Source organism: Algihabitans albus, from assembly GCF_003572205.1.
GTDB lineage: Bacteria > Pseudomonadota > Alphaproteobacteria > Kiloniellales > DSM-21159 > Algihabitans > Algihabitans albus.
The window spans coordinates 717242-743770 of the sequence record NZ_QXNY01000002.1; the positions used below are offsets into that span (position 1 = coordinate 717242).

28 protein-coding genes and 1 tRNA gene are annotated in these 26529 nt (G+C 64.0%); 12 read left to right on the forward strand and 17 right to left on the reverse strand.

What is annotated here, in order from left to right:
- The first annotated feature begins 245 nt into the window (after window positions 1–245).
- The 3 genes from DBZ32_RS04995 (at window position 246) to DBZ32_RS05005 (ending at window position 1630) form a co-directional block, all read left to right on the forward strand.
- On the forward strand, window positions 246–503 hold the full coding sequence (locus tag DBZ32_RS04995) for a hypothetical protein (protein WP_119165974.1): 258 nt from the start codon (window positions 246–248) through the stop codon (window positions 501–503).
- Window positions 500–1306: a ParB/RepB/Spo0J family partition protein gene (locus tag DBZ32_RS05000; RefSeq protein ID WP_162906570.1), complete on the forward strand. Its 807-nt coding sequence runs from the start codon at window positions 500–502 to the stop codon at window positions 1304–1306. Before DBZ32_RS04995 ends, DBZ32_RS05000 begins: the two co-directional genes overlap by 4 nt.
- An 81-nt stretch (window positions 1307–1387) precedes the next feature.
- Complete coding sequence (locus tag DBZ32_RS05005) at window positions 1388–1630, forward strand: hypothetical protein (RefSeq protein WP_119165976.1); 243 nt, start codon at window positions 1388–1390, stop codon at window positions 1628–1630.
- On the opposite strand, the gene DBZ32_RS05010 is transcribed toward DBZ32_RS05005, so the two are convergent.
- Window positions 1631–1722 (reverse strand) — tRNA-Ser (locus DBZ32_RS05010).
- A gap of 447 nt (window positions 1723–2169) precedes the next feature.
- Between DBZ32_RS05010 and DBZ32_RS05015 the strand changes: the two genes are divergently transcribed.
- Entirely contained in the window at window positions 2170–2412 is a 243-nt protein-coding gene (locus DBZ32_RS05015; RefSeq protein ID WP_119165977.1) for a hypothetical protein, read from the forward strand.
- A gap of 48 nt (window positions 2413–2460) precedes the next feature.
- On the opposite strand, the gene DBZ32_RS05020 is transcribed toward DBZ32_RS05015, so the two are convergent.
- The 3 genes from DBZ32_RS05020 to DBZ32_RS05030 are packed head-to-tail and all read right to left on the reverse strand — an operon-like array spanning window position 2461 to window position 5007.
- A complete protein-coding gene (locus tag DBZ32_RS05020) occupies window positions 2461–3084 on the reverse strand; it encodes a glutathione S-transferase family protein (RefSeq protein ID WP_119165978.1) in 624 nt (207 codons plus the stop codon).
- Complete coding sequence (locus tag DBZ32_RS05025; RefSeq protein WP_119165979.1) at window positions 3081–4253, reverse strand: trans-sulfuration enzyme family protein; 1173 nt, start codon at window positions 4251–4253, stop codon at window positions 3081–3083. The genes DBZ32_RS05020 and DBZ32_RS05025 overlap by 4 nt, the downstream gene beginning before the upstream one ends.
- A 58-nt stretch (window positions 4254–4311) precedes the next feature.
- Window positions 4312–5007, reverse strand: coding sequence for a glutathione S-transferase N-terminal domain-containing protein (locus DBZ32_RS05030; protein WP_119165980.1), 696 nt, complete (start codon window positions 5005–5007; stop codon window positions 4312–4314).
- A gap of 245 nt (window positions 5008–5252) precedes the next feature.
- Here DBZ32_RS05030 and DBZ32_RS05035 point away from each other — a divergent pair, with 245 nt between their 5' ends.
- The 5 genes from DBZ32_RS05035 to DBZ32_RS05055 all read left to right on the forward strand — a co-directional run bounded on the left by DBZ32_RS05035 (window position 5253) and on the right by DBZ32_RS05055 (window position 11104).
- A complete protein-coding gene (locus DBZ32_RS05035) occupies window positions 5253–6440 on the forward strand; it encodes an E22 family MetX-like putative esterase (RefSeq protein WP_119165981.1) in 1188 nt (395 codons plus the stop codon).
- A gap of 139 nt (window positions 6441–6579) precedes the next feature.
- Window positions 6580–8187, forward strand: coding sequence for a carboxyl transferase domain-containing protein (locus DBZ32_RS05040; RefSeq protein WP_119165982.1), 1608 nt, complete (start codon window positions 6580–6582; stop codon window positions 8185–8187).
- Between the two features lie 14 nt (window positions 8188–8201).
- Window positions 8202–9002, forward strand: a complete 801-nt coding sequence (locus tag DBZ32_RS05045) for an enoyl-CoA hydratase/isomerase family protein (protein WP_119165983.1) — start codon at window positions 8202–8204, stop codon at window positions 9000–9002.
- Window positions 9003–9159: 157 nt separating this feature from the next.
- Window positions 9160–10089, forward strand: coding sequence for a potassium channel family protein (locus DBZ32_RS22255; protein WP_208539102.1), 930 nt, complete (start codon window positions 9160–9162; stop codon window positions 10087–10089).
- A gap of 52 nt (window positions 10090–10141) precedes the next feature.
- A complete protein-coding gene (locus DBZ32_RS05055; protein ID WP_119165984.1) occupies window positions 10142–11104 on the forward strand; it encodes a threonine dehydratase in 963 nt (320 codons plus the stop codon).
- A gap of 28 nt (window positions 11105–11132) precedes the next feature.
- Here the strand turns inward: DBZ32_RS05055 and DBZ32_RS05060 are convergent, their stop codons facing one another.
- The gene (locus DBZ32_RS05060; RefSeq protein WP_119165985.1) at window positions 11133–11735 is read right to left on the reverse strand and encodes a 2-hydroxychromene-2-carboxylate isomerase; all 603 of its coding nucleotides are present in this window, start codon (window positions 11733–11735) and stop codon (window positions 11133–11135) included.
- Window positions 11736–11930: 195 nt separating this feature from the next.
- Window positions 11931–12302: a helix-turn-helix domain-containing protein gene (locus DBZ32_RS05065; RefSeq protein ID WP_119165986.1), complete on the reverse strand. Its 372-nt coding sequence runs from the start codon at window positions 12300–12302 to the stop codon at window positions 11931–11933.
- Between the two features lie 208 nt (window positions 12303–12510).
- On the opposite strand from DBZ32_RS05065, the gene DBZ32_RS05070 reads away from it, so the two are divergent.
- On the forward strand, window positions 12511–12699 hold the full coding sequence (locus DBZ32_RS05070) for a hypothetical protein (RefSeq protein ID WP_119165987.1): 189 nt from the start codon (window positions 12511–12513) through the stop codon (window positions 12697–12699).
- On the opposite strand, the gene DBZ32_RS05075 is transcribed toward DBZ32_RS05070, so the two are convergent.
- Entirely contained in the window at window positions 12686–13618 is a 933-nt protein-coding gene (locus DBZ32_RS05075) for a DMT family transporter (protein ID WP_119165988.1), read from the reverse strand. The genes DBZ32_RS05070 and DBZ32_RS05075 overlap by 14 nt on opposite strands.
- Window positions 13615–14406: a hypothetical protein gene (locus DBZ32_RS22010; protein ID WP_162906572.1), complete on the reverse strand. Its 792-nt coding sequence runs from the start codon at window positions 14404–14406 to the stop codon at window positions 13615–13617. Before DBZ32_RS22010 ends, DBZ32_RS05075 begins: the two co-directional genes overlap by 4 nt.
- Before the next feature lie 148 nt (window positions 14407–14554).
- Between DBZ32_RS22010 and DBZ32_RS05085 the strand changes: the two genes are divergently transcribed.
- Window positions 14555–15517, forward strand: coding sequence for a LysR substrate-binding domain-containing protein (locus DBZ32_RS05085; protein WP_162906573.1), 963 nt, complete (start codon window positions 14555–14557; stop codon window positions 15515–15517).
- A 156-nt stretch (window positions 15518–15673) separates the two neighbouring features.
- Here DBZ32_RS05085 and DBZ32_RS05090 read toward each other — a convergent pair whose 3' ends face one another.
- From DBZ32_RS05090 to DBZ32_RS05105, 4 genes are all read right to left on the reverse strand, one after another.
- On the reverse strand, window positions 15674–16807 hold the full coding sequence (locus tag DBZ32_RS05090; RefSeq protein WP_119166366.1) for an acyl-CoA dehydrogenase family protein: 1134 nt from the start codon (window positions 16805–16807) through the stop codon (window positions 15674–15676).
- A gap of 460 nt (window positions 16808–17267) precedes the next feature.
- Window positions 17268–17960: an SDR family oxidoreductase gene (locus tag DBZ32_RS05095; RefSeq protein WP_119165990.1), complete on the reverse strand. Its 693-nt coding sequence runs from the start codon at window positions 17958–17960 to the stop codon at window positions 17268–17270.
- Between the two features lie 131 nt (window positions 17961–18091).
- Entirely contained in the window at window positions 18092–19501 is a 1410-nt protein-coding gene (gene mgtE / locus DBZ32_RS05100; protein ID WP_119165991.1) for a magnesium transporter, read from the reverse strand.
- A gap of 135 nt (window positions 19502–19636) precedes the next feature.
- Window positions 19637–21937, reverse strand: a complete 2301-nt coding sequence (locus DBZ32_RS05105; protein ID WP_119165992.1) for an NADP-dependent malic enzyme — start codon at window positions 21935–21937, stop codon at window positions 19637–19639.
- A 22-nt stretch (window positions 21938–21959) separates the two neighbouring features.
- Between DBZ32_RS05105 and lipB the strand changes: the two genes are divergently transcribed.
- Window positions 21960–22661 carry a lipoyl(octanoyl) transferase LipB gene (gene lipB, locus DBZ32_RS05110; protein WP_119165993.1) on the forward strand — a complete coding sequence of 234 codons (702 nt, stop codon included), beginning with the start codon at window positions 21960–21962 and terminating at the stop codon, window positions 22659–22661.
- 28 nt (window positions 22662–22689) lie between these two features.
- On the opposite strand, the gene paaE is transcribed toward lipB, so the two are convergent.
- Genes paaE through paaA form a run of 5 tightly spaced genes read right to left on the reverse strand, consistent with a single transcriptional unit; the run spans window position 22690 to window position 26486 of the window.
- Window positions 22690–23775, reverse strand: a complete 1086-nt coding sequence (paaE, locus tag DBZ32_RS05115; RefSeq protein ID WP_119165994.1) for a 1,2-phenylacetyl-CoA epoxidase subunit PaaE — start codon at window positions 23773–23775, stop codon at window positions 22690–22692.
- 20 nt (window positions 23776–23795) lie between these two features.
- Window positions 23796–24311: a 1,2-phenylacetyl-CoA epoxidase subunit PaaD gene (gene paaD / locus DBZ32_RS05120; RefSeq protein WP_119165995.1), complete on the reverse strand. Its 516-nt coding sequence runs from the start codon at window positions 24309–24311 to the stop codon at window positions 23796–23798.
- 14 nt (window positions 24312–24325) lie between these two features.
- A complete protein-coding gene (gene paaC / locus DBZ32_RS05125; RefSeq protein WP_235830051.1) occupies window positions 24326–25111 on the reverse strand; it encodes a 1,2-phenylacetyl-CoA epoxidase subunit PaaC in 786 nt (261 codons plus the stop codon).
- 15 nt (window positions 25112–25126) lie between these two features.
- Window positions 25127–25414, reverse strand: a complete 288-nt coding sequence (gene paaB / locus DBZ32_RS05130; RefSeq protein WP_119165996.1) for a 1,2-phenylacetyl-CoA epoxidase subunit PaaB — start codon at window positions 25412–25414, stop codon at window positions 25127–25129.
- A 52-nt stretch (window positions 25415–25466) separates the two neighbouring features.
- Window positions 25467–26486, reverse strand: a complete 1020-nt coding sequence (paaA, locus tag DBZ32_RS05135; protein WP_119165997.1) for a 1,2-phenylacetyl-CoA epoxidase subunit PaaA — start codon at window positions 26484–26486, stop codon at window positions 25467–25469.
- Window positions 26487–26529 lie beyond the last annotated feature (43 nt).

Genomic DNA, 26529 nt, shown 5'->3' on the forward strand with positions numbered 1-26529 from the left:
TCAGACGCCCCAGCGCGACGGAGTGTCGAGAGCGATGGAGTACATACACCAGTATTCATAAACATCTATCAGTTCTCAGACTTCTGACGCAGTCAGACGCCTAGGCATCGGAGCCGACAGCGCGCCCGTCTCTATCCCGTTTAGCGGGGTCGTCTCTCACATAGAGGGCGGCCCCGTTTCATTTTGCAGACATGACGCACTCGTGTGGCAACAGCCCAACCACGTGCGGAAAGGAACTCCACGCCATGACCCTCCTCGCGATCAAGAAGCCCGTTGCCGAGCGGCGGCGCGCGATACGGATATTCCTGTCACCCAGACACTCAGCGATCTTAGCGAGCCTCCAGGCGACCTACACAGAGGCCCTCGGGAGGCCAGTCTCAACGACGGTCGTTACACGGCGCGCATTCAGGCTGCTCCAAGATCACCTTGAGGAAGTCGCTGTGAAGCAGCCCGACGAATGGGCACAGCGAGAGCTTGGCGAGCTAATGAGGGCCGCAGGGTGACCAACAACGACACGTTCGAACCTGCAGCCATCCAAGCCGAACTTGAACGAAAGGCAGCAGCGGCATCGCCCGCAGGTTCACCCCTGCCCGACAGGCTGCCGGTCAAGGCGATATCCCTTTACCCCCGCCTCTTTCAACCCCGCGAGATCGAGGAGAGACACGTAAGCGAACTGCGGCGGTCGCTGCGAAACACGGGTGTCCTAGACGCCCTCACGGTGATCTGGGTTGGTGACGAACCCGTCCTCATTGACGGGCACCACCGCCACGCCGCGTACCTCCAAGAGAAGTTCACTCAGCCTGTCCCCGTGCGGTCATTCAAGGGGAGCCTGCAAGAGGCCGTGCTAGAGGCAGGGCGGGCGAACAGCAAAGCGAAGCTCCCAATGACCACCAGAGACCGACAAGACTACGCCTGGAGGCTGATCCTGTTGGGCAGGTATTCAAAGAGACAAACTCGGGAGGCAGCCGGTGTCTCAGACGGGTTGGTAGCAACTATGAGACGCGCTGCTTCGGCGCTTGGGGACGACGCCAAGAACTACTCCGCATGGTACGCCGCGCGTGCGGCAGCCCGAAAGCAGGAGTTCGCGCCCATGACCGACGATGAACGAGAAGAAGCCTTAGAGGCGCTGGCTAACGACTGGGCAGATAGAATGGCTAGGGCGTTCGGGACAAAACTAGCGAACAACCCGGAGGTCACAGCGAAGGCGTTCGAGGTGTACTTCGGGAGGAAACTTCCTGAGGTACTCTGGGAGCTTCGCGAGGTGCCTGACCCCTTCTTGCCCGAAGAAGAGGACTCGGACTTCTAGCCTGAAGCTATGCATCTCCTACGCTGTGCATTCTGCATACCTACCCCCCTTCCCTTCAAAAATGAGAACCACGCCAAGGGAATGCTCCTGGAGGCCCGCCGAGCTGGGCAGGAGCTTCTCGCCCAGAAGGCCGTCACGCCCCACGGGCAGTTCAAGGCGCGGATCGAGCAGAACACGCAGGTTCGGTATCGCGTGGCTGCAAACTATATGCGGGTGGCGCGGCTAACCAAAGACTGGAACGTGTGGGGGAATCGTGTGGGGATCAACGAGCCACAACGCTGGAAATTCGTTGATTTAATTGACTTATTTTTTGATCGAAGATAATGGCGGAGGGGAAGGGATTCGAACCCTCGATACAGTGTTACCCGTATAACGGTTTAGCAAACCGTCGCCTTCAGCCACTCGGCCACCCCTCCGCAGTACGAGTGGCGGTTTTCCACGACGTATGCGGATGCTGGTTCTAGCTGCGCCGAACTCGGCTTGTCAACGACGCGCCGCTTGCGCGGGCTCGCGGTTCGCAGCCGTAGCGGCCGGAAGTCTTCGGTCCGGAGGCGGCGGGCATGAGGGCCGGCTTGCCGGCGCGCATCAGCTTGGCCTGCGGATGTATTGCCGCCCCGGACACTCCCGACCTCAACAATCTATAGTGCGTGTAAAAAGTATCCGGCAATCGTTTTTCGGGAAAATGGCACGAGGCCCTGTAAAAGCTCAAATCAAGCTCGCCAGGTTCATCCTTTTTTATCCAAATGCGACACAACCTTGCCCCGTCAAACGCCGTGGCGCGGAGCGCGGGAGCCGACCCTCTCAAAAGGTGTCGGAGTTGCGCGGGGGGAGCCACGGCCCGGAGGGATGAGAGGGTACGGAGCATGACTATTTCCACGCAGAGCTTGGACACCTTGATCGATCTCGTCGAGATCAGGCTGAGTTGCATGGAGGTGTGGGATCGCGACGACGCACGCGAACTGACGCGCCTGCAGCAAGCCCGCGGCGAACTGATGACCCTGGCGGGGCGCGGCGACCCTGTCGGCGAAACCGTCGAGCCTCTGCCGCAGGTCGCGCAGCGCCGGCGCGGCCGTCCCCGCCTCGTCGAGCGGCGGGCCGCCCTCTAAGCATCGCCTCGTGGCATTCCACACGGCGACCGCCGCGAGGCCGTCCCGTCAGGCGGGAACCGCCATGCCGCGTTCGACGGCCGGGCGCGCGGTCAGCTCGTCGTACCAGCGTTTGACCTGGGGGAACTCCTCCAGCTCGATCTGCTGCCAGGGATGCCGCGCCGCCCAGGGGTAGGTGGCGATGTCCGCCACCGAATAGCTGTCTCCGGCCAGGTAGGGCACCTCCCCCAGCCGCTTGTCGAGCACGCCGTATAGCCGGCGGGTTTCGTTCGAATAGCGGGTCTTGGCGTAGGGCACGTCCTCCGGCGCGAAACGCAGGAAGTGATGCGCCTGGCCGAGCATGGGCCCGAAGCCGCCCATCTGCCACATCAGCCACTGCTGCGCCGCCCAGTGCTCGCGAGGATCGTCCGGCAGCAGCTTCCCCGTCTTTCCGGCGAGATACAGCAGAATCGCACCGGTCTCGAAGAGCGCCATCTCGCGGCCGTCCGGGCCCTCCGGGTCGACAATGGCCGGAATCTTGTTGTTCGGACTGATCTTGAGAAAGGCCGGAGCGAACTGCTCGTCCTTCGTGATGTTGATCGCATGGACCTCGTAAGGCAGCTCCAGTTCCTCCAGAGCGATCGAGATCTTGCGTCCGTTCGGCGTTCCCCAGGTATAGAGCTGAATGGTCATTCCGCGGCGGTTCCTTCCTTGAGCGCGAGTTGGTCGAGCGCCTGTTGCAAGTCGGCCAGCAAATCCTCGGGATGCTCGATGCCGACCGACAGGCGCAGCAGATCGTCGGGCAGGATCGAGGCTTCGCCCTCGATCGTCTTGCGATGCTCGATCAGGCTCTCGACACCGCCGAGAGAGGTGGCCGGCACGAAGACGCGGGTCGTCTTCACCACGCTCAACCCTCCGGCCAGTCCCCCCGCGACGCGCAGGGAGAGCATGCCGCCGAAGCCGCCTTCCATCTGCCGGCAGGCAATCTCGTGCCCCGGATGATCGGGCAATCCGGGATAGAGCACCTGCAGCACCTTGGGATGCCGCTGGAGCCGGCTGGCCAGGTGCAGCGCCGTCGCGCTGGCATGACGTACCCTGAGATAGAGCGTGCGCAGACCGCGCAGCAACAGCCAGGCCTCGAAGGCGCCGAGCATGGCGCCCACACCCGTCCGGTTGAAGCGGATCCGCTGCCAGAACTCATCGGTCCTTTTGACAGCCAGCGCGCCGGCCAGGACGTCGCTGTGGCCATTCAGATACTTGGTCGCCGAGTGCATAACGATGTCGGCCCCCAGTTCCAGGGGGCGTTGCAGCACCGGGGTGGCCGCCGTGCTGTCGACCGCCAGCCGCGCCCCGGCTTTATGAGCCTTCTCGGCGATGGCGGCGATGTCGATGACTTCCCAGAGCGGATTGCTCGGCGTTTCCGTCCAAACCAAGGCCGCGCCGCCAGCCAGCGCATCATCGAGTTGGGCGGTCTCCGTCATGTCGATCAGCCGCAGCTCCAGCCCGAAGCGCGGGCAGAAGTCCTCCAGCCACTCACGGAATCCCCAGTAGATGTGGGCGTGACAAACGATGCGGTCGCCCGGCTTCAAAGCCATGATCACCGCCGCCGAGGCCGCCAGACCGGAGGCGAAGACCAACGCCGCCTCCGCCCCTTCCAGCCGGGCCAGCAGCGCCTCGACCTGGTCGACGGCCGGGCCGCCGTAGCGCGCATAGGTCGAGGCGCCGCGTGGCGCATAGTCGGCATCGCGGGCGAAGGTCGTGGAGGGGTGTAGCGGCGGCACCACAGCCCCCGTCTCGCCGTCGAGGAAATGCAGAGCCTGGGCGGCGAGCGTTTCCGGCTTGAGATCGTTGTTTCGGCTCATGGCGCGCGAGAATGGCCAAAGGTCTGCGGACGGGCCAGCACTTTCACGCGCTCGCGTCTCAGCGCCGCTCGAGCTGGGCGGAGCCGAAGAGGATCTCCCTCTCCTTCTCGTCGAAGCCCTCTTTGCGAACGCCGGCCAGAACCTCGACGCCGCGCTGGACCGCGGGCCGCGCCTCGATCTCCGCGAACCAGCGCTTGAAGTTGGGCAAATCGGAGGTCTCGACGTTCTGACGGTCCGGCCGCCGCGTCCAGGGCCAGGCCGCGATATCCGCGATCGAGTAGTCGTCGCCGCCCAGGAAGCGGGCCTCGCCGAGACGCTTGTCCAGCACGTTGTAGAGGCGCTGGGATTCGTTGGCGTAGCGGGTCTTGCCGTAGGGCACATCCTCCGGCGCGTACTGCAGGAAGTGATGCGCCTGACCCAGCATCGGACCGAGCCCGCCCATCTGCCACATCAGCCACTGCAGCACGGCATAGCGCCCGGCACCGGACCCGGGCAGCAACTTGCCGGTCTTCTCCGCGAGATAGATCAGGATCGCTCCGGACTCGAAAACCGAGATCGGCTGGCCGTCGGGACCCTCCGGATCGACGATGGCGGGAATGCGGTTGTTCGGGCTGATCTTCAGGAAGTCGGGCTTGAACTGGTCGCCTTGACCGATGTCGACCGCATGGGCCTTGTAGTCCAGGCCCAACTCCTCCAGCGCGATGTGCACCTTGTGCCCGTTGGGGGTGGCCCAGGAATAGACATCGATGGTCATGCTTCACTCCCGCTCTCGTCGCCGGAAATCAATGTCGGCAGCCATCGGCCGCCGTGGTTCGGCTCCGAAGATGATCGCCTCGGGCCATCGGCGCAACCCGGCCCCGGCGTCACAAGATCCTGTCCCGGGCGATCCAAACCCGCGCAAGGCCATGTCGGCGCCCTCGCCGGCCTGCTATCGTCGACACGTGGCCTGGTCCTGGGGATTGTGGGCCGAACCGAAAGAGAGAAACGGGGAGGAAACAGATGCGACTCTGCGGAACTTGGCGCGCCCTTGTCGGGGCCGCCGCGATTTTGGCTGCAATCCCGATCGTTGTCGGTCCGGCGACCGCCTACGACCAACTGGTCGAGAAGCGCGAATTCGTGCTGGAGACTTTCGTCACCGAGCAGGGCGAAACCCTTCCCGAGGTGCGCATCGGCTGGGAGGCTTACGGCGAACTCAACGAGGCTCGGGATAACGTTATCCTGATTTGCCACTTCTTCTCAGGCACCTCCAATGCCGCAGGCAAGTACAGCGAAGACCAGGCGCAGCCTGGATACTGGGACGCCATCATCGGGCCCGGCAAACCGATCGACACCGACCGCTTCTACGTCATCTCCAGCGATACGCTGGTCAACCTGAACGTCGCCGACCCCAAGGTCGTCACCACCGGCCCGGCCAGCATCGATCCGGCGACAGGCAAGCCCTACGGCCTCGACTTCCCGGTCGTTTCCATGCGCGACTTCGTCGAGGTTCAAAAGGCCCTGCTCGAGAGCCTCGGCATCGAGACGCTTTACGCCGTGATGGGGGCCTCCGGCGGCTCGGTCCAGACCATGGAATGGGCCGCGGCCTATCCCGAGATGGTCCCGCGCGCCATTCCCGTCATCAGCCCGGGCCTCGACATGCCGGCCTACGTGATCGGTCTGCTGAAGATGTGGAACATGCCGATCCAGATGGACCCCAACTGGAACGGCGGCGACTACTACGACGGCGAACCGCCGGTCGAGGGGCTGTCCAACGCCCTGCAACTCGTCACCCTCAATGCCCTTCACTTCGACTGGGCCGACACCACCTTCGGCCGGGCGCCGGCCGAGGAGGGCGGCGATCCGAAGGCGGCCTTCGGCGCGGCCTACAAGGTCGAGGCCGGCCTGCAGGCCTCGGGCGACGGGCGCGCGACGACGACCGATGCAAATCACTTCCTCTATATGTCGAAGGCCAACATGACCTTCTCCGTGGCCGAGGAGATCGATCGTATTCAGGCCAAGGTTCTCTTCGTCCCGGCCGAAGGCGACATGATCTTCCCGCCCTTCCTGTCGGAGCGCTGGGCCGAGAAGCTGCGCGCCCAGGGCAACGAGGCCGAGGTGGTGACCGTCACCGGCCCCTTCGGCCATTTGAACGGCATCTTCAACATCGCCCAGGCCGGCGAGGCCATCGCCGACTTCCTGGCGGACTGATTTCCTCGCCAGCCAATCTCCTGGCCGTCTGGGCGGCACCGAGAAACGCCCACAGAAGCGGCTTGCCCGAAACCGGCTTGGGGGACATGGTAGCCGCCCCGTTCCTCAAGCCGTTACGGCCCCTCACCGCTCCAGACAGATGACCGTCATCAAATCCAACATCGATACCCGCAGCGCGGAGTTCCGCGCCAATACCGAGGCGATGCGCAGCCTGGTGCAGGAGCTGCGCGATCTGGTCGACCGCATCAAGCTGGGCGGCGGCGAGGCCGCACGCGAGAAGCACATCGGGCGCGGCAAGCTGCTGCCGCGCGAGCGCGTGCGCACCCTGCTCGACCCCGGTTCGCCCTTCCTGGAGCTGTCGCAGTTCGCGGCCTATCAGGTCTACGAGGACGACGTACCGGCCGCCGGCCTGATTGCCGGCGTCGGCCGAGTTTCGGGCCGCGAGTGCATGATCCTGGCCAACGACGCCACGGTGAAGGGCGGTACCTACTACCCCTTGACCGTCAAGAAACATCTGCGCGCGCAGGAAATCGCAGAGCAAAATCACCTGCCCTGCCTCTATCTGGTCGACTCCGGCGGCGCCAACCTGCCGCGCCAGGACGAAGTCTTTCCGGATCGCGATCACTTCGGCCGGATCTTCTTCAATCAGGCCAATCTCTCCGCCAAGGGCATCCCGCAGATCGCCGCCGTCATGGGGTCCTGCACCGCCGGCGGAGCCTACGTCCCGGCCATGGCCGACGAGTCGATCATCGTCAAGAACCAGGGCACGATCTTCCTGGGTGGGCCGCCGCTGGTCAAAGCCGCCACGGGCGAGGTCGTCAGCGCCGAGGATCTGGGCGGCGCCGAGGTGCATACCCGCACCTCCGGCGTGACCGACCACATGGCGATGAACGACGCCCACGCGCTCGGCCTCGCCCGGCGCATCGTGGCCAATCTCAATCGTCCGAAGCGCCACGGCCTGGAGCTGGCCGAGCCGCGCGAGCCCCTCTACGACCCCGCCGAGATCTACGGCATCGTGCCACCCGACCTGCGCCGGCCCTTCGAGGTGCGCGAGGTCATCGCCCGCCTGGTCGACGGCAGCGAGCTGGACGAGTTCAAGCCGCTCTACGGCACCTCGCTGGTCTGCGGTTTCGCCCGCCTGATGGGCTATCCGGTCGGCATCGTCGCCAACAACGGCATCCTCTTCAGCGAGTCGGCGCTGAAGGGGGCCCACTTCGTGGAGCTTTGCTGCCAGCGCGGCATTCCGCTGATCTTCCTGCAGAACATCTCGGGCTTCATGGTCGGCCGCAAGTACGAGGCCGGCGGCATCGCCAAGGACGGCGCCAAGCTGGTCACCGCCGTGGCCTGCGCCCAGGTGCCGAAGTTCACGCTGATTCTCGGCGGCAGCTTCGGCGCCGGCAACTACGGCATGTGCGGCCGCGCCTACTCCCCTCGCCTGCTCTGGATGTGGCCCAATGCCCGCATTTCGGTGATGGGCGGCGAGCAGGCGGCCGGGGTGCTGGCCACCGTGCGGCGCGACGGTATCGAGGCCAAGGGCGGCAACTGGCCGGCCGAGGAAGAAGAGGCCTTCAAGGCGCCGATCCGCCAACAGTACGAGCAACAGGGCCACCCGACCTATGCCAGCGCCCGCCTGTGGGACGACGGGATCCTCGACCCGCTCGACACCCGCATGACCCTGGCCCTCGGCCTCTCCATGTCTCTCAACGCCCCGATCCCGGAGACGCGCTTCGGCGTCTTCCGGATGTAGCGAAGGTCTTCTCCATGCAGCACCCCCTCTTCCTCGAATCCATCGACGAGCGCGGCGTGGCGCGACTCACGCTGACACGCACCGAGGTGCACAACGCCTTCAACGACCAGTTCATCGCCGAGATGACCACGGTGCTGCGTGGCTTCGAGGAGGACCAGCGGGTGCGCGTGGTGGCCTTGGCCGCCGAGGGTACATCCTTCTCCGCCGGGGCGGATCTCAACTGGATGCGTGCCATGGCCAGCTACGGCGAGGCCGAGAACCTGCAGGACGCGGAAGCGCTGGCCGAGCTCTTACGCACCCTCAACTTCCTGAGCAAGCCGACCATTGCCCTGGTACAGGGCCCCGCCTTCGGCGGTGGCGTCGGACTGGTCTGCGCCTGCGACATCGCCATCGCGTCGGAAGAGGCCTCCTTCGCCTTGACCGAGGTCAAGCTCGGCCTGGTCCCTTCCGTGATCAGTCCTTACGTGATCGCCGCCATCGGTCAGCGCGCCGCACGACGTTACCTTCTGACGGCCGAGAAGTTTTCGGCCGAGACGGCCTACTATCTCGGGCTGGTCCATCGGGTGGTGCCGCCGCACGCGTTGGAAAGCGCCGGCGACGACCTGATCGAGACCTTGCTCAAGAACGGACCGCAGGCGGTATCCGAGTGCAAGGATCTGATCTTCGCCGTCGCCGAGCGCCCCGCCTCTGACGAGGTCATCGCCGATACGGCCCGGCGCATCGCGCGCGTGCGCGTATCGCCCGAGGGTCAGGAAGGCCTGACGGCCTTTCTCGACAAGCGTAAGCCGAACTGGCAAGGGCCGGCGAACGATTGACGCGCTTCGGTCGACAGAGCCGAACCCAGAGACCGATCTTTCGACAGCACGGCGTCAAGGCCACCTGAAGGTCGCCGCCCTGCCCCGTTGCCGTGGCGCCGTACAGGGCGCTAGCCTCTACCGCTTCGTGGCTCTGCCAACAGGAGCACAACAGGCTATGCAGCGTTCGCGACGCGGTTGGGCGGCGGCGGTGGGTTTCACTGTCACCATGATCCTACTGGTGACCCTGGCGGTTTCGCCGGGGCTGAATACCTTCGGCCTCGTCGTCATCGCCAGCATCGCCGCCGCTGTTTCGGTCTTTTACTTCGCCTTCGCCAGCGGCCGCTTCTTCACCGTAGCCTTCGCCAATTACCTGGCGCTCTACACCTGCGTCTTCGTGTTTTTTGTGCAGGTGAACTTCCTGCCGAATCTGTCGCTTTGGGCCATCAAGGTCGGATTTCTGCTGCCGATCATCGCCTTCATGCTGGGGGCCTTGCGCGACCGCCCCCGCATCCAGTCGATCGTGTCGGCCGAGCATCTGCGCGAACAACGCAGCTTCTGGCGCCCCTTCATCTGGCTTCTGCCCGTGATGCTGATCGGAGCCGCCACCTTCGCCCTGCCGGGCAAGGGACTCTCCACGGCCTGGCATGACGGCCTCTTCGTCGGCGCGATGACCCTGGTTGCGCTCATCGTGCTTTTCGTTAGCCGCGAGGTTGCGATCTTCCTGCTGGATACAGGCCTGCTGTTCGAGGATTTCTTCAGGCGGATCAGCCGGCTGGTGGTGCCGACCTTCGCCTTTCTGACTTTCTATACGCTGCTGATCGTGATCTTCGCCTGCCTCTACCGCATTATCGACGTCTACACGCTCTCGCCGCACTTCCGCATCGCCGGGGAGCTGCGGGAGATCGCATTTCTGGAGAGCCTCTACTTCTCCGTCATCACGCTCAGCACCGTGGGCTACGGCGACATCGTTCCCACCAGCGATCCGATCCGCGTGATTGCCGCGATCCAGATCGTACTCGGCGTACTGCTCCTCCTGTTCGGCTTCACGGAGATTCGGCGCTACACCGTCGAACAAGAGGAGCGCGAACGCGAGCGGCGGCGTTAAACTGAGCTCCGGAGCGAGCCGAGACCCCGAAACGGAGGCCACCTGAAACGCCATGCGTCTACCCAGCCTGAGCGAGATCGAGACCGCAGCCGAGACGGTCTATGCCGCCATGCCGCCGACCCCGCAGTATGCTTGGCCGCTGCTGGCCGAACGCGCCGGCTGCGAAGTCTGGGTCAAGCACGAAAACCACACGCCGACCGGCGCCTTCAAGGTGCGCGGCGGCCTGGTCTACATGGCGGACCTGGCCGCGCGAGGAACCAAGGGTCCCGGAGTCATCACCGCGACGCGCGGGAACCACGGTCAGTCCGTCGCCTTTGCCGCCGCGCGCTACGGCCTTCGCGCGGTGGTCTGTGTCCCCGAAGGCAATTCGGTGGAGAAGAACGCCGCCATGCGCGCCTTCGGCGGCGAACTCGTCGTCGAAGGCCACGACTTCCAAGCCGCGCGCGAACACGCCGAGGCCCTGGCCGCGCGCGAAGGGTTGCACATGCTGCCCTCCTACGACGAGCGCCTGGTGCGCGGTGTCGCCAGCTACCCGCTGGAGCTTTTCCGGGCGGTGCCCGATCTCGACCGCGTCTATGTGCCCGTGGGCCTGGGCTCGGGCATCACCGCCACGCTCGCGGCGCGCGACGCACTGGGGCTGAAGACGGAAGTGGTTGGCGTTGTGGCGGAGGGTGCGCCCGCCTATCAGCTCTCCTTAGAAGCCGGCAAGCCTGTCTCGACGGAACAAGCGGTCACCGTCGCCGACGGCATGGCCTGCCGAGTCCCGGAGCCCGAAGCGGTCGAGGTGCTGTTGAAAGGCGTGACCGAGATCGTGGCCCTGTCCGAAGACGAGATCACCGGGGCCATGCGGGCTCTCTATACCGACTGCCACAACGTTGCGGAGGGTGCCGGAGCAGCCGCCCTGGGCGCTTGTCTCAAACAGAAGGAACGCAACCGCGGCCGCAAGGTCGCGGTCATGCTCTGCGGCGGTAACGTGGACGCGGCGCTGTTCCGCGATGTGTTGGGACAGGTCTGAAACGGGATCGGCGCTTGTTCTCCGCGACCTACCAACCGCCGGTTTCGAGCCAGCCCTCGATCCGCGGGAAACGGTCATATCCCCAGAAGGGCTCGCCGTCGACCAGGACGAACGGCGAGCCGAAAACGCCGGCGGCAATCGCGCCCTCGACCTCCCGGCGCAACCGGTCCTTCAGAGCGGGATCCTGCAGAGCTTTCTCAAGCTCCTCGCAGTTCATGCCCCGGGCCTCCCCGACGCTCAAGACCGACTGCGATTTCGAAATGTCTTGTCCCGCAATGAAAGCGCGCTCGAACAGGGCCAAACCGAAATCTCGGGCGGCGGCCGGGTCCCGATCCCAAAGCCAATAGAAGGCGCGCGCGGCCGCGATGGAGGCGAAGGGAAAGCTATCCGGCAAACGAAAGTCGATCCCCACACGCCGCGCCTCACGTGACAGGTCGCGCCGGGCATAATCGCCCTTCAGGGGGATGTCCATGAGCGGCTGCATACCGTTTTGCTTGAAAACCGCGCCCAGCAGCATCGGCTTCCAAGTCACCTCGCGACCATGACGGGCCGCCAGCTCACCGATTTCCCGCGCGGCCAGAAAGCCGTAGGGACTGGAGAAATCGAAATAGAAGACGAGCGGCTCGTTCACGCAAAGTCCTCCCCACGACCTATTCGATTGGGTGACCCGTTCGCCGGGCCGGGGCGAGCATAGAGCGGCCGCATTTGCGTGACGAGATATGACCGACGGCCCGAGTAAAGCGACCCCGACGGTCGCTCACGGTCCTCGGACGCCTAAGACGGGCGACGTCAAAGGACGCGAGGCCTCAGGAGACGGGCGGCCTCATCAGGAAACGACGTGACCGGAGCGTGCGCAGGTCCGGATCATCGCGACCAACTGGTCGCGCAAAGCCGGATCTTCGATCTCCTCGAGCTGACGCGCCGCGTTGATCGTTCGACGCGACACCAGAGCATCGTCGCCTCCGGCCGCCAGCCCTTCGTTCTCGAGACCGTCGAAGAAGAAGCCAATCGGCAGGTCCAGGGTTTGTCCAATGAGCCAGAGCCGGCCACAACTTACGCGGTTGCTTCCAACCTCGTACTTCTGGAGCTGCTGGTATGAGATGCCGAGGGCTTGAGCGAGCTTTTCCATACTCAGGCCCCGCAGCGCTCGGGCCTGACGTATCCGCCGCCCGACGTGTTGATCAATGTTTCGAACCATAGGTGCAGGCTCGACGATCCGCCCGCCATAAGCCACTTAGAAAAACTAAAGGTAGAGAGGAAAACGGCGGATTTTCGCTCTTCCGGGCTTTGCGATCACCGCTCTGTGATACCAAAAGCCCTAGAAAAACTCGATTTCCAGGATTTTTGGATAAAATTTTCGCTCGCGGTCAGGTGAAGGTGCCTCGCGTCGCGGAATGCCCGAGCTAATGACGCTCGCATCGATGCGCGGCCTTCTCTTCCAGCAGGTCGAGAATGCCACGCCACCTTGCGCAGGCTTTCAAATCCTCACGCTGGATCGCCTGATAAGCAGCGAGCGCAGCTTGCAGCCGGGCCGCCTCTCCGTACCGTCGCCACAACGCATCGGCGACAGTATCTACATCTTCATGCTGGTTTAACATCACTTCGCTGTTCCAATTTTCCTGTACCGACCAAAACGCAACAGACGATGATGATGAGGCCGCCGACGACGGCACCCCATGTCACGGCTTCGCCGGAGATGTAGAGCAGGACCGTCGAGAGCACCGGCGTTGCGTATCCGAGAGTGGAGATCGAGCCGGCCGCGCCACGGCGAAGGGCCAGGGACCAGAGAAGGTAGCCAACCCCCATGGGCCCGATGCCGAGGTAGAGGCCGAGAAGAATGTAAGGCACCGATGGCACTCCGGCGCCGGTAAGCAGCCACCAGGCCGAGGTGCCGATCAACCCGATCAGCGCGGCGGCCAGCAGAAGACTGGAGGCGGAAACCGAGTAGCGGCCGATCAGAACCGTGTAGACCGCCATGCAAATGGCCGACGCGAAAGCCGCCGCGTATCCGCCGAGAGACCCTCCGCCCTGTAGCAACGCCGCATCGCCACCGATCAGCAAACCGACGCCGACGAACCCCGCCGCCGAGGTGATCACGAGACGGAGCGGGCGATAGGCGACGCCAACGGCGGCTACGATGAGCGCCGTGAGCAATGGCCAGGAGTAGGCGATCAGGTTGACCGTCGCAATCGGGCCGACCGCGAAGGCGACGTACTGGAAAACCATGGTTCCCACCAGCCCCAAGGCGCCCAAGGCCAAAGCCCGCGGTGCCGGCCAGGTCACGCGCTTGCGCGGCAAGCCGAAGCCGAACAGCCAAAGCGCAAAGGTCGCGCCCGCGAACTGCAGCGCCTGAACCTGAGGCACCGAAAGTTCGACGAGCGCGTACTTTGCGACCACGGCGTTGGTCGACCAGAACCCTATGGCGGCAAGAGCGCAAGGTACCGCGAGCGACCCCCCGAGCCTCTCACCCGCGACCGGAGCTGAGGCTCGGACACCGTCGCGGACATGGCTCATTCCGCAGGCACGCTCGCTCGTCCGGAAGAGCGATATGCGGGCAGTTGGTTGGTCCAGACATCCTCGGCCATCTCATTGACCCAAGCGCGGTCCAGATCGTTGTCGGCGGCCAGATAGAACATGCGGTTGTCGTCCACGAAGGGGCGCTCGACCGACCGAAGGTTCAACACCAAGGTGACGCGCTCGCCGTACTCCAGCGGCTTGGTCCGGTGCAGAACGCCGAGGAAGTGGCCGAGCGTGCTGTGACCGACCGAATGCTTGATCCGGAGGAGCTCGCTCGGATCAAGTTCCTCACCGCGATCCACGCGGGCCTTGCCGGGTTCGCAGCCCCCCAGGAACACCTCCAATTCGCCGCCGATGATCGGATCGCTGATCGAAAGCGGGATAAGTTCGGTCACCGGAACGCCGTCACAGTGCCAATCGACGTTTCCATCTTCGGGACTCATGAAGGTGACCGTCGATCCGACCACCGAAAGCGGGTAAGGCTCAAGCCGCGTGCCGGCGAAGGCGCTCAGACGATCCAGCCGGTTGCGATCGTGAATGAGCTCTTCGATTTCAGGGATATAGCGATCGGCGCCTGTAATGAAGGTCAGATTCAGGTGCTTCTGGTACGCACGATCCTCCTTCAATTCCAAGGCTTTGCGCCGGATCGTCTCAAGCAGCTGCGGATCGTACTCATGCTTGAATTGGACCAGGCCGAGGTCCGAAACCTTCCAAGCAGACTCATGGCCAAGCAAAGCCTCACGGCTTACGCTGTGACGAATTCCGTTCAAGTTGACTCTTTCCATCGCATCCCTACCCCTACCAACCAGCGGACGATAGAGCCATTGTCGCTTTCAAATTGAGAGTGTAAACTAAGAAACACCTGGGGTAGCATTAGCTGAACTTGCGGCGTGAACAAAAATGAAACATCTTCGTCAGATCAATCTCAACTCCTTGCGCATCGTCGAGAGTGCGGCGCGGCTGGGGAGTTTCGCGCGCGCGGCCGAGGAAAATCTGATCTCCGGTTCGGCGGTGAGCCAGCGCGTGAAAGCGCTGGAAGAGCAGCTCCAGTTCAAGGTCTTTCACCGGCAAAGCAACGCCGTGGTTCTAACGCCCGAAGGTGAAGAGTTCATTGCGCACGTTCGCGAAGCACTCGACACCATACTCGCAGCCGGCCTGGAAATCACCGACAAGCACCGGAAACACCTGTTTAAGATAAGCGTTCTGCCGACCTTTGCCGTCCGCTGGCTACTGCCGAGGTTGGAACGATTCACGCAAGAAAACCCCGATATCACACTGCACGTCTCCCAAGCCTATCGCCCGATCAACTTCGACCGAGAAGGCTTCGATCTGGCGATCCGCTACGGAGACGGGGTTTTTCCCGGTCTGAAATCCGAATTGCTGTTTTGCGAAGATCTGGTGCCGGTCTGCACGCCGGATCTCTTGCATCGCGTCATGCCCGGCGTAAGGACGGACGAATTACAACCGAGAGACCTGAAGAATTTTACGCTGCTCCACTCGGACACCTGCAGCTTGAATTGGAAGTCCTGGCTGGAGTTCGCCGGCGCGCCGAATGTGATCGATCAGGCGTCCTGCATGTTTTTCGACACCTGCATGCTTTCGTTTCAGGCAGCCAACGTCGGCCTTGGCTTTGCCGTTGCGAACAGGCCCTATGTCACCGAGGACATTCGGGCAGGCCGCCTTGTGGCGCCCTTCAAACTGCAGCATCCCAACACGAGCGGCTGGTATCTCGTCTATCCTCCCGGGCACAGCGATCTCTACAAGATCTCCGCCTTCGAGACCTGGATAAGACAGGAAGTTGAAATGTCGAACGCGGAGGTGTCGGAGCTCTTCTACGCAGAGTTCGACGGCAGGCAGCACGACGACGTAGCACAACGGTCGTCGATCCGAAGATAATTCGGCCGAAGGCAATCCGGTTTCGCTCACTCACGTAAATTCATCTGGCACGTAAAACCATCGGGATAGCATGACGGCCTTAGCGGCACCCCGTTACTGAGCGGTCCGTCGTCGTCAGCTAATCGCCATCAGTCAGCCACCGGTAGCCCGTCTCCATCAGTCTGTCGCCAGTTGACGGGCAATGACGAGGCGCTGGATGTCCGAGGTTCCCTCGTAGATCTGGCAAACGCGGACATCGCGGTAAATCCGTTCGACCGGATAGTCTTCCAGATAGCCGTAACCGCCATGGATTTGGAGCGCCGCGGAACAGATCTGCTCCCCCGCCTCAGAAGCGAAAAGCTTGGCCATGGAGGCTTCCTGCAGGCAAGGCCTGCCTGCATCCTTCAGCTCCGCGGCATGCAGAACCATCAGTTCGGCAGCCTTGATCTGCGTGGCCATATCGGCCAGCCGGAACCCGATGGCTTGATGGTCGATGATCTTCTGGCCGAAGGCTTCCCGCTCCTTGGCGTAACCTAGCGCCGCCTCGTAGGCGGCCCGGGCCATACCCACGGCCTGTGCCGCGATCCCGATACGGCCGCCTTCGAGGTTGGACAAGGCGATCTTGTAGCCCTGGCCCTCTTCGCCCAGCAGCAGATCCGGGGTCAGCTCCAGATCCTCGAAGACGATCTGGCAGGTATCGCTCGCGCGCTGCCCAAGCTTCTTCTCGATCCGCGCAACTTGGTAACCAGCGGTCTCGGTGGGAACGATGAAGGCGCTAATGCCTCTCTTGCCCGCCTCCGGATCGGTGACGGCGAAGGCGATGGCGACGTCCGCCGTGCTGCCGCTGGTGATGAACTGTTTCGTCCCGTTGAGCACCCACTTGTTGCCCACCTTGCGCGCAGAGGTTCTGATCGCGCCGGCATCGGAGCCGACCGAAGGTTCGGTGAGGCAAAAAGCGCCGAGCTTCTCACCGCGCGCCATCGGCCGCAGGAAGCGCTCCTTCTGGTCATTTGAGCCGAAGTTGGAGATCGGCATGCAGCCGACCGAGTTGTGCACCGCCATGATGGTCGAGACGGAGCCATCGCCGGCCGCGATCTCCTCGATCGCCAAGGCGTTCGACACCGCATCAGCACCCGCGCCGTCGTACTCCTCCGGCACGGTGATGCCCATGAACCCGAGCTCGGCCAACTGGGCGATCGCCTCGCGCGGGAAGCGGGCCTCGCGATCCCAGTCCGCAGCGTTGGGGGCCAGCACGTCGCGCGCAAACTGCCGGGCGGTATCGCGGATTAGCGTCTGCTCTTCGGTCAGCATGGCGTTGAGCTCGACTTTCAATCGTATCCTGAAGGGCGTTCAACAGAATTGCCGCTCTCGAGCCCGCTTTCAAGTCATCCGCTCTCGACCGATCACAGAGGCGCAATTCCGCGGACTCTAAAACCTACTTTTTCACTAGGATATTCTTGCGGAATCTATTGAAGACCGTAGATATACAGGGATACAAGAGAGTGATGGTATCCAGAAAAAAGCTATGGACAAAACGCCAAATTCAAATGTATGCTAACGTCTTCATGCTGTTGGTGTAACGGCATAGAAGGACCGGCGGCTGGAGCCGTCAGCTATCCAGCCCTGCCGTCGACGGAAACACTCGTCGGTCCGAAGAGTCTCCGGTGAAGCCCCCGACGGCCGTAGACTCGCTCAGTACACCCGGAGGCGGGACCCAGCAGGCAGCGGGGCTCCCGCTGTTCGGGAGTCGGAGCCATTGAAACGTGTGCTGCTACCAAGGCAGCTCCGCTCCGCTGTGATCGAAGAACCGCCCGCTGTCTTCGGGCGTCAGCTTCTCCATCACGCGTCGCAAACCCGCCACAGAGTCCGCGACCGTCAGCGCCGCATCGCTGCCGCCCATGTCCGTCTGTACCCATCCGGGGTGAACCGACACCACGGTGATGCCGCGCGGCGCCAGATCGACCGACAGGCCGCGCGTCACCATGTTCAGCGCCGCCTTGCTCGAGCGATAGGGATAGCCCCCGCCGGCGTCGTTTTCGCTGATCGACCCCAGCCGGGAACTCATGTTGACAATAAGCTTGTGCTGGCTCGCCGCGACCAGTTCGACGAAGTTCTCCACCATCCGCATGGGGGCCATCAGGTTGATCGCCAAGACTTTGCTCCAGGCTTCGAAGTCCTGGCTGCCGAAGCCGTCCCGCGGGCCATAAATCCCGGCGTTGTTGAAAAGCAGATCCAGCGGCTTGCCCTCTAGAGAGCGGGCCAGGCTGCGAACCTGAAGATCGTCGGTGACGTCCAGGCGGTGCACCTGAATGCGGCCGTCGGCCGCATCCGCTGTTGCCCGCAGTTCCGGCGCCTTGTCGGGCATGCGGCAACAGGAATGCACCTGCCAGCCCTCCGCCGCGATACTACGCGCCAGTTCGAGCCCCAAGCCACGATTGGCACCGGTAATCAGCGCTGTCGGCACCCGCCGCCCTCCTCTGCCCTTTGAAACCGTATCGCGCGGAGATGGCTCCGCCGTGGCTGCGCGCCAAGATAGAATCTGGCGCGGCTAGGAAACGGTCTCATCTAGGGCGATCCCGCTCCAGGTCGCATGCTTCAAAGAAGCACCAGGCCGGCAAGCCCGAGAAAGGCGAAGAAGCCGACAACGTCGGTCACCGTGGTCAGGAACACGGAGGACGCGATGGCAGGGTCCGCCCCGAACCTCTCCAGCACGATCGGAATCAAGGCGCCGAAGAGACCGGCAATCACGAGATTGATCACCATCGCCGTGGCGATCACGGCGCCAAGCAGCGGATCGCCGAACCAGAGCCAGGCGATGATCCCCATAAGGACGGCGAAGAGCACGCCGTTCAACAGCCCGACCAGCAACTCCTTGGTGATGAAGCGCCTCATACTGCGCCCGGCGAGGTCTTTCATCGCAATCGCCCGCACGGCGACGGTGAGCGTTTGCGTGCCGGCATTGCCGCCCATGGAGGCAACGATGGGCATCAGGACGGCCAGGGCGACAATCTGCTGGATCGTCGCCTCGAACAGGGCAATGACCAGCGATGCCGAGATCGCCGTCAACAGATTGACCGCCAACCAGGAGAAGCGGCTGCGCGCCGTGCGCAGAAAGTCGGAGTAGACGTCGCTTTCGCTGACGCCACCCATCTTCAACAGGTCCTCCTCCGCCTCCTGGTCGATCACGTGCACGATGTCGTCCAGCGTGATGACGCCGACCAGCCGCCCCGCCTCGTCGACGACCGGCGCCGACAGAAGGGAGTACTGGCGAAAGCGATAGGCGACGTCCTCCTGATCCAGAGCCACCTGGAGTGGATAGAAGTCCTCGCTCATCAAGGCCGAGATCTTGACCGGGCGTTTGGAGCGCAGGACCCGGCTGAGCGGCAGCTTGCCGATCGGCTTGTAGCGCGGGTCGACGACATAAAGATCGTAGAAGTCGCTGACGATCTGCTTCTTGTTGTTGCGCATCCAGTCGATGGTCTCTCCCACCGTCCAGATCGAGGGCACCACCACCACCTCGCGCTGCATCAGGCGCCCGGCGGAGTCCTCGGGAAAGGTCATGCCCTCGGTCAGCAGACGCTGGATGGTGCGTGGCACGAGGCTGAGGATCTGGGTCCGCTGGTCCTCGTCCAGATCCTCGAAGAACTCGAGCGCGTCATCGCTTTCCAGCTGGCGCAGCAGCTGTGCCGCGGTCTTGGCCCCCAGGTCCCCCACCACGGCGTTGCGCAGTTCCGGCTCCAGGTAGGTCAAGACCTCGGCCTCGAGCGCCGCCCCGATGATCCGTAGCAGCAGCTTGCGCTCGTCCCGGCTGAGCGCTTCCAGCAGATCGGCCGTATCGGCCGGATGCAGAGGCTCGACCAGCCGCTCCACCTGTTCCACGTCGCTTTCGGCAAGCGCCTTCTGAATGGCGTCGAGCTGCGCCGGCGCCAGTCCGACGACGTTCTCGCTCAGGCCTTCAGGGCCGGCCGAGTCCTGCGTGCGACCTTCGGTGACGGGATCGGCCATGGCACCTCCTCAAATCCTCCAGAGCAGATTCCTTTTGGATGGGATCTCCAAAAGGAATCTGCTCTCTCCTACGTTTAGAGAGCGATTCACGTCCTAGGCGGCCGCGCATCAACCTTCACCTCGGACGATCGCGCTCTAGCGGGTCGCTTCGGCCGGTGCGGCGCTCTGCTGACGCGCCTGCGCATCGACCGCGGCGACCGCCGAGGCATTGACGACGCCACGTGCCGTCACGGAGGGCGTCAGGATCATCACCGGCGCAGCGGCTCCTAGCAAAAGAGGGCCAACGGGCAAGCCTTCGCCTGCGATCTTTAGCAGATTGAAGGAGATGTTGGCCGCATCCAACGTCGGCATGATGATCAGGTTCGCCGCCCCGCTCAGCCGCGAATTGGGAAACAGCCGCGTCCGTATGTCCTCGGAGAGTGCCGCGTCAGCATGCATCTCGCCCTCGGCCTCCAGCTCCGGATGACGCCGGTGCAACAGCTTGAGGGCCTGACGCATCTTCTGGGCGCTGGCATCGTCGTGACTGCCGAAGTTGGAGTGACTGAGCAAAGCGATCTTGGGCTCGATGCCGAAGCGGCGCACCGCCTCGGCTCCGAGACGCGCCATCTCGACGATCTCCTCGGCCTCGGGGTTGCTGCTGACCTGCGTATCGGCGATGAAAAGCGCGCCGCGCGCCGTGATCAGCAGGCTGAGGGCCGAAAAGTCCCGGGCGCCAGGGGCCAGGCCGATCGTCATCTCAACCTGGCGCAGATGGCGCTGGTAACGTCCCTCCACCCCACAGATCAAGGCATCGGCATCGCCGCGCAGCACCGCGATGCAGCCGATCGCGGTGGCATTGGTCCGAAGGATGGTGCGTGCCTCGTCGGGCGTGACGCCCCGCCGCTCGGTCAGGCGGTGATACTCGCTCCAGTAGTCGCGGTAGCGCGGATCGTCGAGCGGATCGACCAGTTCGAAGTCCTGGTCTGGGCGGATGCGCAGCCCCAGTTCCTTCAACCGCTTGTCGACCACGCGCGGCCGGCCGCAGATGACCGGTCGGCCCAGGCCTTCGTCGATCATGATCTGAGCCGCGCGCAGTACGCGCTCGGCCTCGCCCTCGGCAAAGAACACGCGCTTGGCTTCGCCGCGGGCCTGCTCGAACACCGGCTTCATGAGAAGGCCGGAGCGGAAGACGAACTGATTGAGACGCTCCCGGTAGACCTTGAAGTCCGCAATGGGCCGGCGCGCCACGCCGCTGTCCATCGCGGCCTTGGCAACCGCAGGCGCGATTTCCAGGATCAAACGCGGGTCGAAGGGACGCGGAATCAGATAGTCGGGCCCGAAGCTGTAGGCTTGGCCACCGTAAGCCTTGACCACGACCTCGGAGACTTCCGCCATCGCGAGATTGGCGATGGCCTTGACGCAGGCGACCTTCATTTCCTCGTTGATCGTGATCGCGCCGACATCCAGCGCGCCGCGAAAGATGAAGGGAAAGCAGAGCACGTTGTTGACCTGGTTCGGATAGTCGGAGCGGCCGCTGGCGATGATCGCGTCCGGCCGCGCCTCGCGCGCCGCCTCGGGCCAGATTTCCGGCACCGGATTGGCGAGCGCAAGAATTATAGGGTCGCGCGCCATCTTGACGACCATCTCCGGCTTCAGGACGCCCGGCGCCGAAAGCCCGAGGAAGATATCCGCCCCCTCGATGGCCTGATCCAAACTGCGCAGGTCTGTCTTCTGGGCATAGGCCGCCTTCCAGGGGTCCATCTCCTCGACCCGGCCCTCGTAGACCAGTCCGGCGATGTCGTTGACCCAGATGTTCTCGCGCCGGACACCCAGCGCCACCAGCAGGTCCAGGCAGGCGATGGCGGCAGCGCCGGCTCCGGAGGTGACGACCTTCACCTCCTCGATCTGCTTATCGACCAGCCTCAGGCCGTTGTAGATCGCCGCGTTGACGATGATCGCCGTGCCATGCTGGTCATCATGGAACACGGGGATTCCCATGCGCTGGCGCAGCTCGCGCTCCACGACGAAGCATTCCGGTGCCTTGATATCCTCAAGATTGATTCCACCGAAGGTCGGCTCCAGCGCGGCGACGATTTCGATCAGCTTCTCCGGGTCGCGTGCATCGATCTCGATATCGAAGACATCGATGTCCGCGAACTTCTTGAAAAGGACGGCCTTGCCTTCCATCACCGGCTTCGACGCCAGAGGCCCGATCTGCCCGAGGCCGAGGACCGCCGTTCCGTTGGTGACCACGCCGACGAGGTTGGCCCGCCCGGTCATCTCGGCGGCCGCGGCTTCGTCCTCGACGATAGCCTCGCAGGCGGCCGCCACGCCCGGCGAATAGGCCAGCGCCAGGTCGCGCTGGTTGCCGAGCGGCTTGGTTGCAACTACCTCCAACTTGCCGGGCTTTGGATCCCGGTGATATGCCAGGGCCGCGTCCTTGAAATCGTCAGCCATACCGAAAGCCGTTCCTCCCTCCATGATGAGCGCCGAGACGTTAGCCGATGCGCCGGACCTCGGGAAGGCGCCGTACGGCGAAATCCTAGCCACCCGGTACGGTCCGCTCGAGTGGATCGTCTCCGAGGCGCCGGTACCCTACGCGCCGGCCGTGACTTGGATGGAAGAACGGGCGGCCGCAATCCACGCCGAAACGGCCCCGGAGTGCGTCTGGCTGCTGGAGCATCCCCCGCTCTACACCGCGGGCACCTCCGCCGATGCCGCAGATCTGCTGGACTCGCGCTTTCCGGTCTTCAAAACCGGGCGTGGCGGACAATACACCTATCACGGCCCCGGCCAACGGGTGGCTTACGTCCTGCTCGACCTCAAACGGCGGCAGCCCGACGTACGGGCCTTCGTCTGTCGGCTGGAGGATTGGCTGATCCGCACGCTCGCCGACTTCGACGTTATCGGCGAGCGCCGCGCGGGACGAGTCGGGATCTGGGTCGAGCGGGAGACGGGCCGCGAGGACAAGGTCGCCGCGATCGGCGTACGCGTACGGCGCTGGGTGACCTATCACGGCGTGTCGCTGAACGTCGAACCGGATCTGGATCACTTCGCCGGCATCGTGCCGTGCGGCATCCGCGAACACGGCGTGACCTCGCTGGCCGACCTTGGCCGGCCGGCCAAGCTGCCGGAGGCAGACGCCGCGCTCAAGATCCGGTTTCTCGAGGTCTTCGGCTGATCCGCGCGGCGGTTACATCTGGCCGCAGCTACACCTGATCGTAGTCCAGCACGACCCGGTCGGTGAGTGGGCGCGACTGACAGGTCAGCACGAAGCCCTGCTGAACCTCTTCCGGCTCAAGTGCGTAGTTGACAGCCATGTCCACCTTGCCTTCCCGCAGCTTGGCACGGCACGTGCAGCAGACTCCGCCCTTGCAGGAAAACGGCAGATCCAGCCCTTCGGCGGTGGCCGCATCGAGGATCGAGGTGCCGTCGAAGCCGAGGTCGAAGTCGTGGCTGACGCCATCGAGGATCACGGTGACCTGGGCGCGGTCGCCCTTGGCCTCGCGGCGACCGTGTTCCAGCGGCTTGGGTTTCACGAGACCGTCGGGATGGGTGTTGAAGAGTTCCCGATGCACCTTCTTCTCCGGAACTCCAATTTCCTCCAGCGCCCCGGTGACGTCGGCGATCATGGTGTCCGGACCGCAGACGAAGAAAGCATCGACCGCAGCCGGGTTGATCAAGCTGCGGCAGAGGGCTTGGACCTTATCGCGGTCGAGCCGGCCGTTGAACAGCTCGACCTCCTGGGTCTCCCGGCTGAGCAAGTGATAGAGCCCGAAGCGCCCGAGGTAGCGGTTCTTCAGATCCTCGAGCGTCTCGCGGAAGATGATCGAGGCCACCGTCCGGTTGCCGTAGAAAAGCAGAACCTTGGACTGCGGCTCGCGCGCCAGGAGCGTCTTGGCGATGGAGATGACCGGCGTGATGCCGCTGCCGGCCGCGAAAAGCACGTAGGTGCGGCTCTCCGCCGGATCGATCTCGGAGGTGAAACGCCCGTTGGGCGTCATCACGTCCAGCAGGGACCCGGACTTCAGAGTCTCGTTGGCGTAGGTCGAGAAGAGGCCGCCCTCGACCTTCTTGACCGCCACGCGCAACTCGCCTTCGTCCAGGCCGGAGCAGATCGAGTAGCTGCGGCGGACATCCTCGCCGTCGATCTCGGTGCGCAGGGTGAGATACTGTCCTTGCTTATAGTCGTAATCCCGGGCGACCTCGGCCGGCACATCGAAAGCGATGGAGACGGTGTCGTCGGTCTCTTGCCGGACCTCGGCGACCTTCAAACTGTGAAACCGCGGATGCATGGGGCTCTGCGCCTTCCCGTTCAGATGCACTTGAAGTAATCGAAGGGCTCCAGACAGGCCCGGCAGCGCCAAAGCGCCTTGCAAGCCGTCGAGCCGAAGGCGCTGACCTGCTCCGTCTGCTGGGAACCGCAATGCGGACAAGCCACCTCCGGCTCCGCGCCGAAGAGCGCGCGCTTGCTGGGCGAGCCCGTCACCGGCGGTGCGATGCCGTAGGCGCGCAACTTCTCGCGCCCAGCCTCGCTCAGCCAGTCGGTGGTCCAGGCCGGGTGCAGCACGGTCTTGACCTCGACCGATCCGTAGCCCGCAGCGCCCAACACCTCCTTGATCTCCCGCTCGATCATGTTCATCGCCGGGCAGCCCGAGTAGGTCGGCGTGATGGTCACGGTTACCGCACCGTTCGACGCGATGTCGGCATCGCGCAGCAGACCCAGGTCCGCGATGGTGAGGACCGGGATCTCCGGGTCGACCACCGCTTCCAAAACCTGCCAGAGCTTGGTCAACTCCGGCGGACGGGTCTCGAACGCTTCGACCGGCATGGTCCTGCTCTCCTCTACCAGCGGGCGTCCGGGTAGGCGCGCTGCAGAAACTGCATCTCGGCGAGGATGTAACCCAGATGCTCGCTGTGCCGGCCGCTGCGCCCACCGCTCTGCATCCAACCGTCTTGCGGCCGGGCCAGAGTGGCTTCCTGCAGCACGCGATCGACCGTCCGCGACCAGACCGGATAAAGGCTCTGTGGATGCGGCCCGATGCCGGCGGCCTCGATCGCCTCGTCCACCCCATCGGCCTCGAACAGTTCTCCGCTGTAGCGCCATAAGTCGTCGAGCGCCTCTTGAATCCTTGCGTGACTGTCCGCCGTTCCATCGCCCAGGCGGATCATCCACTCGGAGGAGTGGCGCAGGTGGTAGGTGACCTCCTTGACCGACTTGGCTGCGATGGCGGCCAACCGGGCGTCGCGCGACTGCAGGAGCGCGGTCTGAAGCTCATAGTGCCAGGCGTCGAAAAGGAACTGCCGGGCGATGGCGACCGCGAAGTTCTGCTCGTTCGGCTGTTCGACCAGCAGAAGGTTGCGATAGTCCAGGCCGTCGCGCCGATAAACCAGAGCGTCTTCGTCGCGGCCCCGGCCCTCGACCTCCCCGGCATAGGTCATAATCGAACGGGCTTGGCCGAGCAGATCCAGCGCCACGTTGATCAGCGCGATATCCTCCTCCAGGACCGGTGCATGCCCGCACCACTCGCCCAGCCTGTGGCTCAGCACGACGGCATTGTCGCCGAGACGCAGAAGATACGCGAACAGCGCCTGCTGCTCGGTCATGGTCTCTGGGGTATCCAGCGTCATCGCCTATCCTCCGGCCTAGATGTTCTTCACCTCGTCGGGGATCTCGTAAAAAGTGGGATGGCGATAGATCTTGTCGCCGGCCGGCTCGAAGAACGCCTCCTTGTCCTGCGGATCGCTGGCCGTGATCGCCGTCGAAGGCACGACCCAGAGGCTCACGCCCTCGTTTCGCCGGGTATAGACGTCGCGAGCATTCTCCAGCGCCATCTGCGCATCGGCGGCATGGAGCGACCCGGCGTGCTTATGGGCCAAACCGGCCTTCGCGCGGATGAAAACCTCCCACAAAGGCCAATCCTGCTCGCTCATCCTGCATCCTCCCAACTGTGTTTTGTTATGCCGCGTTCTCTTGTTCGGCCACTTACTCCGCGGCCACCGACGTCGCCTGCGCGGCGGCGGTGCGGGCCCGGCGTTTTTCCGCATGGGCCAAGGCAGCTTCGCGCACCCAGCGGCCCGCGTCGTGCGCCCGGCGGCGGTCGCGCATGCGCTCGCGGTTACAGGGGCCGTTGCCCTGCAGCACCTGCTTGAACTCTTCCCAATCGATCTCACCGAACTCGTAGTGGCCGGTGGCGGCGTTCCAGCGCAGATCGGGGTCGGGCATCGTCAGGCCCAGGAACTCCGCCTGAGGCACCGTCACGTCCACGAACTTCTGACGCAGGTCGTCGTTCGAGACGCGCTTGATCTTCCAGCGCATCGACTGCGCGGAGTGGGGCGAATCCGTGTCGGTCGGGCCGAACATCATCAGCGAGGGCCACCACCAGCGGTTCAAGGCGTCCTGGGCCATGCGCTTCTGTGCGGCCGTGCCGCGCGCCAGCGTCAACATGATCTCGTAGCCCTGCCTCTGGTGGAAGGACTCCTCCTTGCAGATCCGGATCATGGCGCGGGAATAGGGGCCGTAGGAGCAGCGCTGCAGCGGCACCTGGTTCATGATGGCCGCTCCGTCGACCAGCCAGCCGATGGCACCCATGTCCGCCCAAGTGGTGGAGGGATAATTGAAGATCGAAGAGTACTTGGCCTTGCCCTCCAGCAGCTGGTCGACCAGCTGCTGCCGGCTGACGCCCAGCGTCTCGGCGGCGCTGTAGAGATAGAGGCCGTGGCCCGCTTCGTCCTGGATCTTGGCCAGCAGTGCCGCCTTGCGCCGCAGGCTCGGCGCCCGGGTGATCCAGTTGCCCTCCGGCAGCATGCCGACGACTTCCGAATGGGCGTGCTGGGAAATCTGCCGCACCAGGGTCTTGCGATAGCCCTCCGGCATCCAGTCCTTCGGCTCGATCTTCTCGTCGCCGTCGATCTTGGACTGGAAGCGGCGCTCCAACTCGCTGTCGCCCTGCTCCAGCGGGATCGAACCGTCACCCTTCTGAACGTCGAGGCCCTGGGTATACATCCACACTTCTCCCTTACACCGACTTGGCCGCCAGCTCTATTAC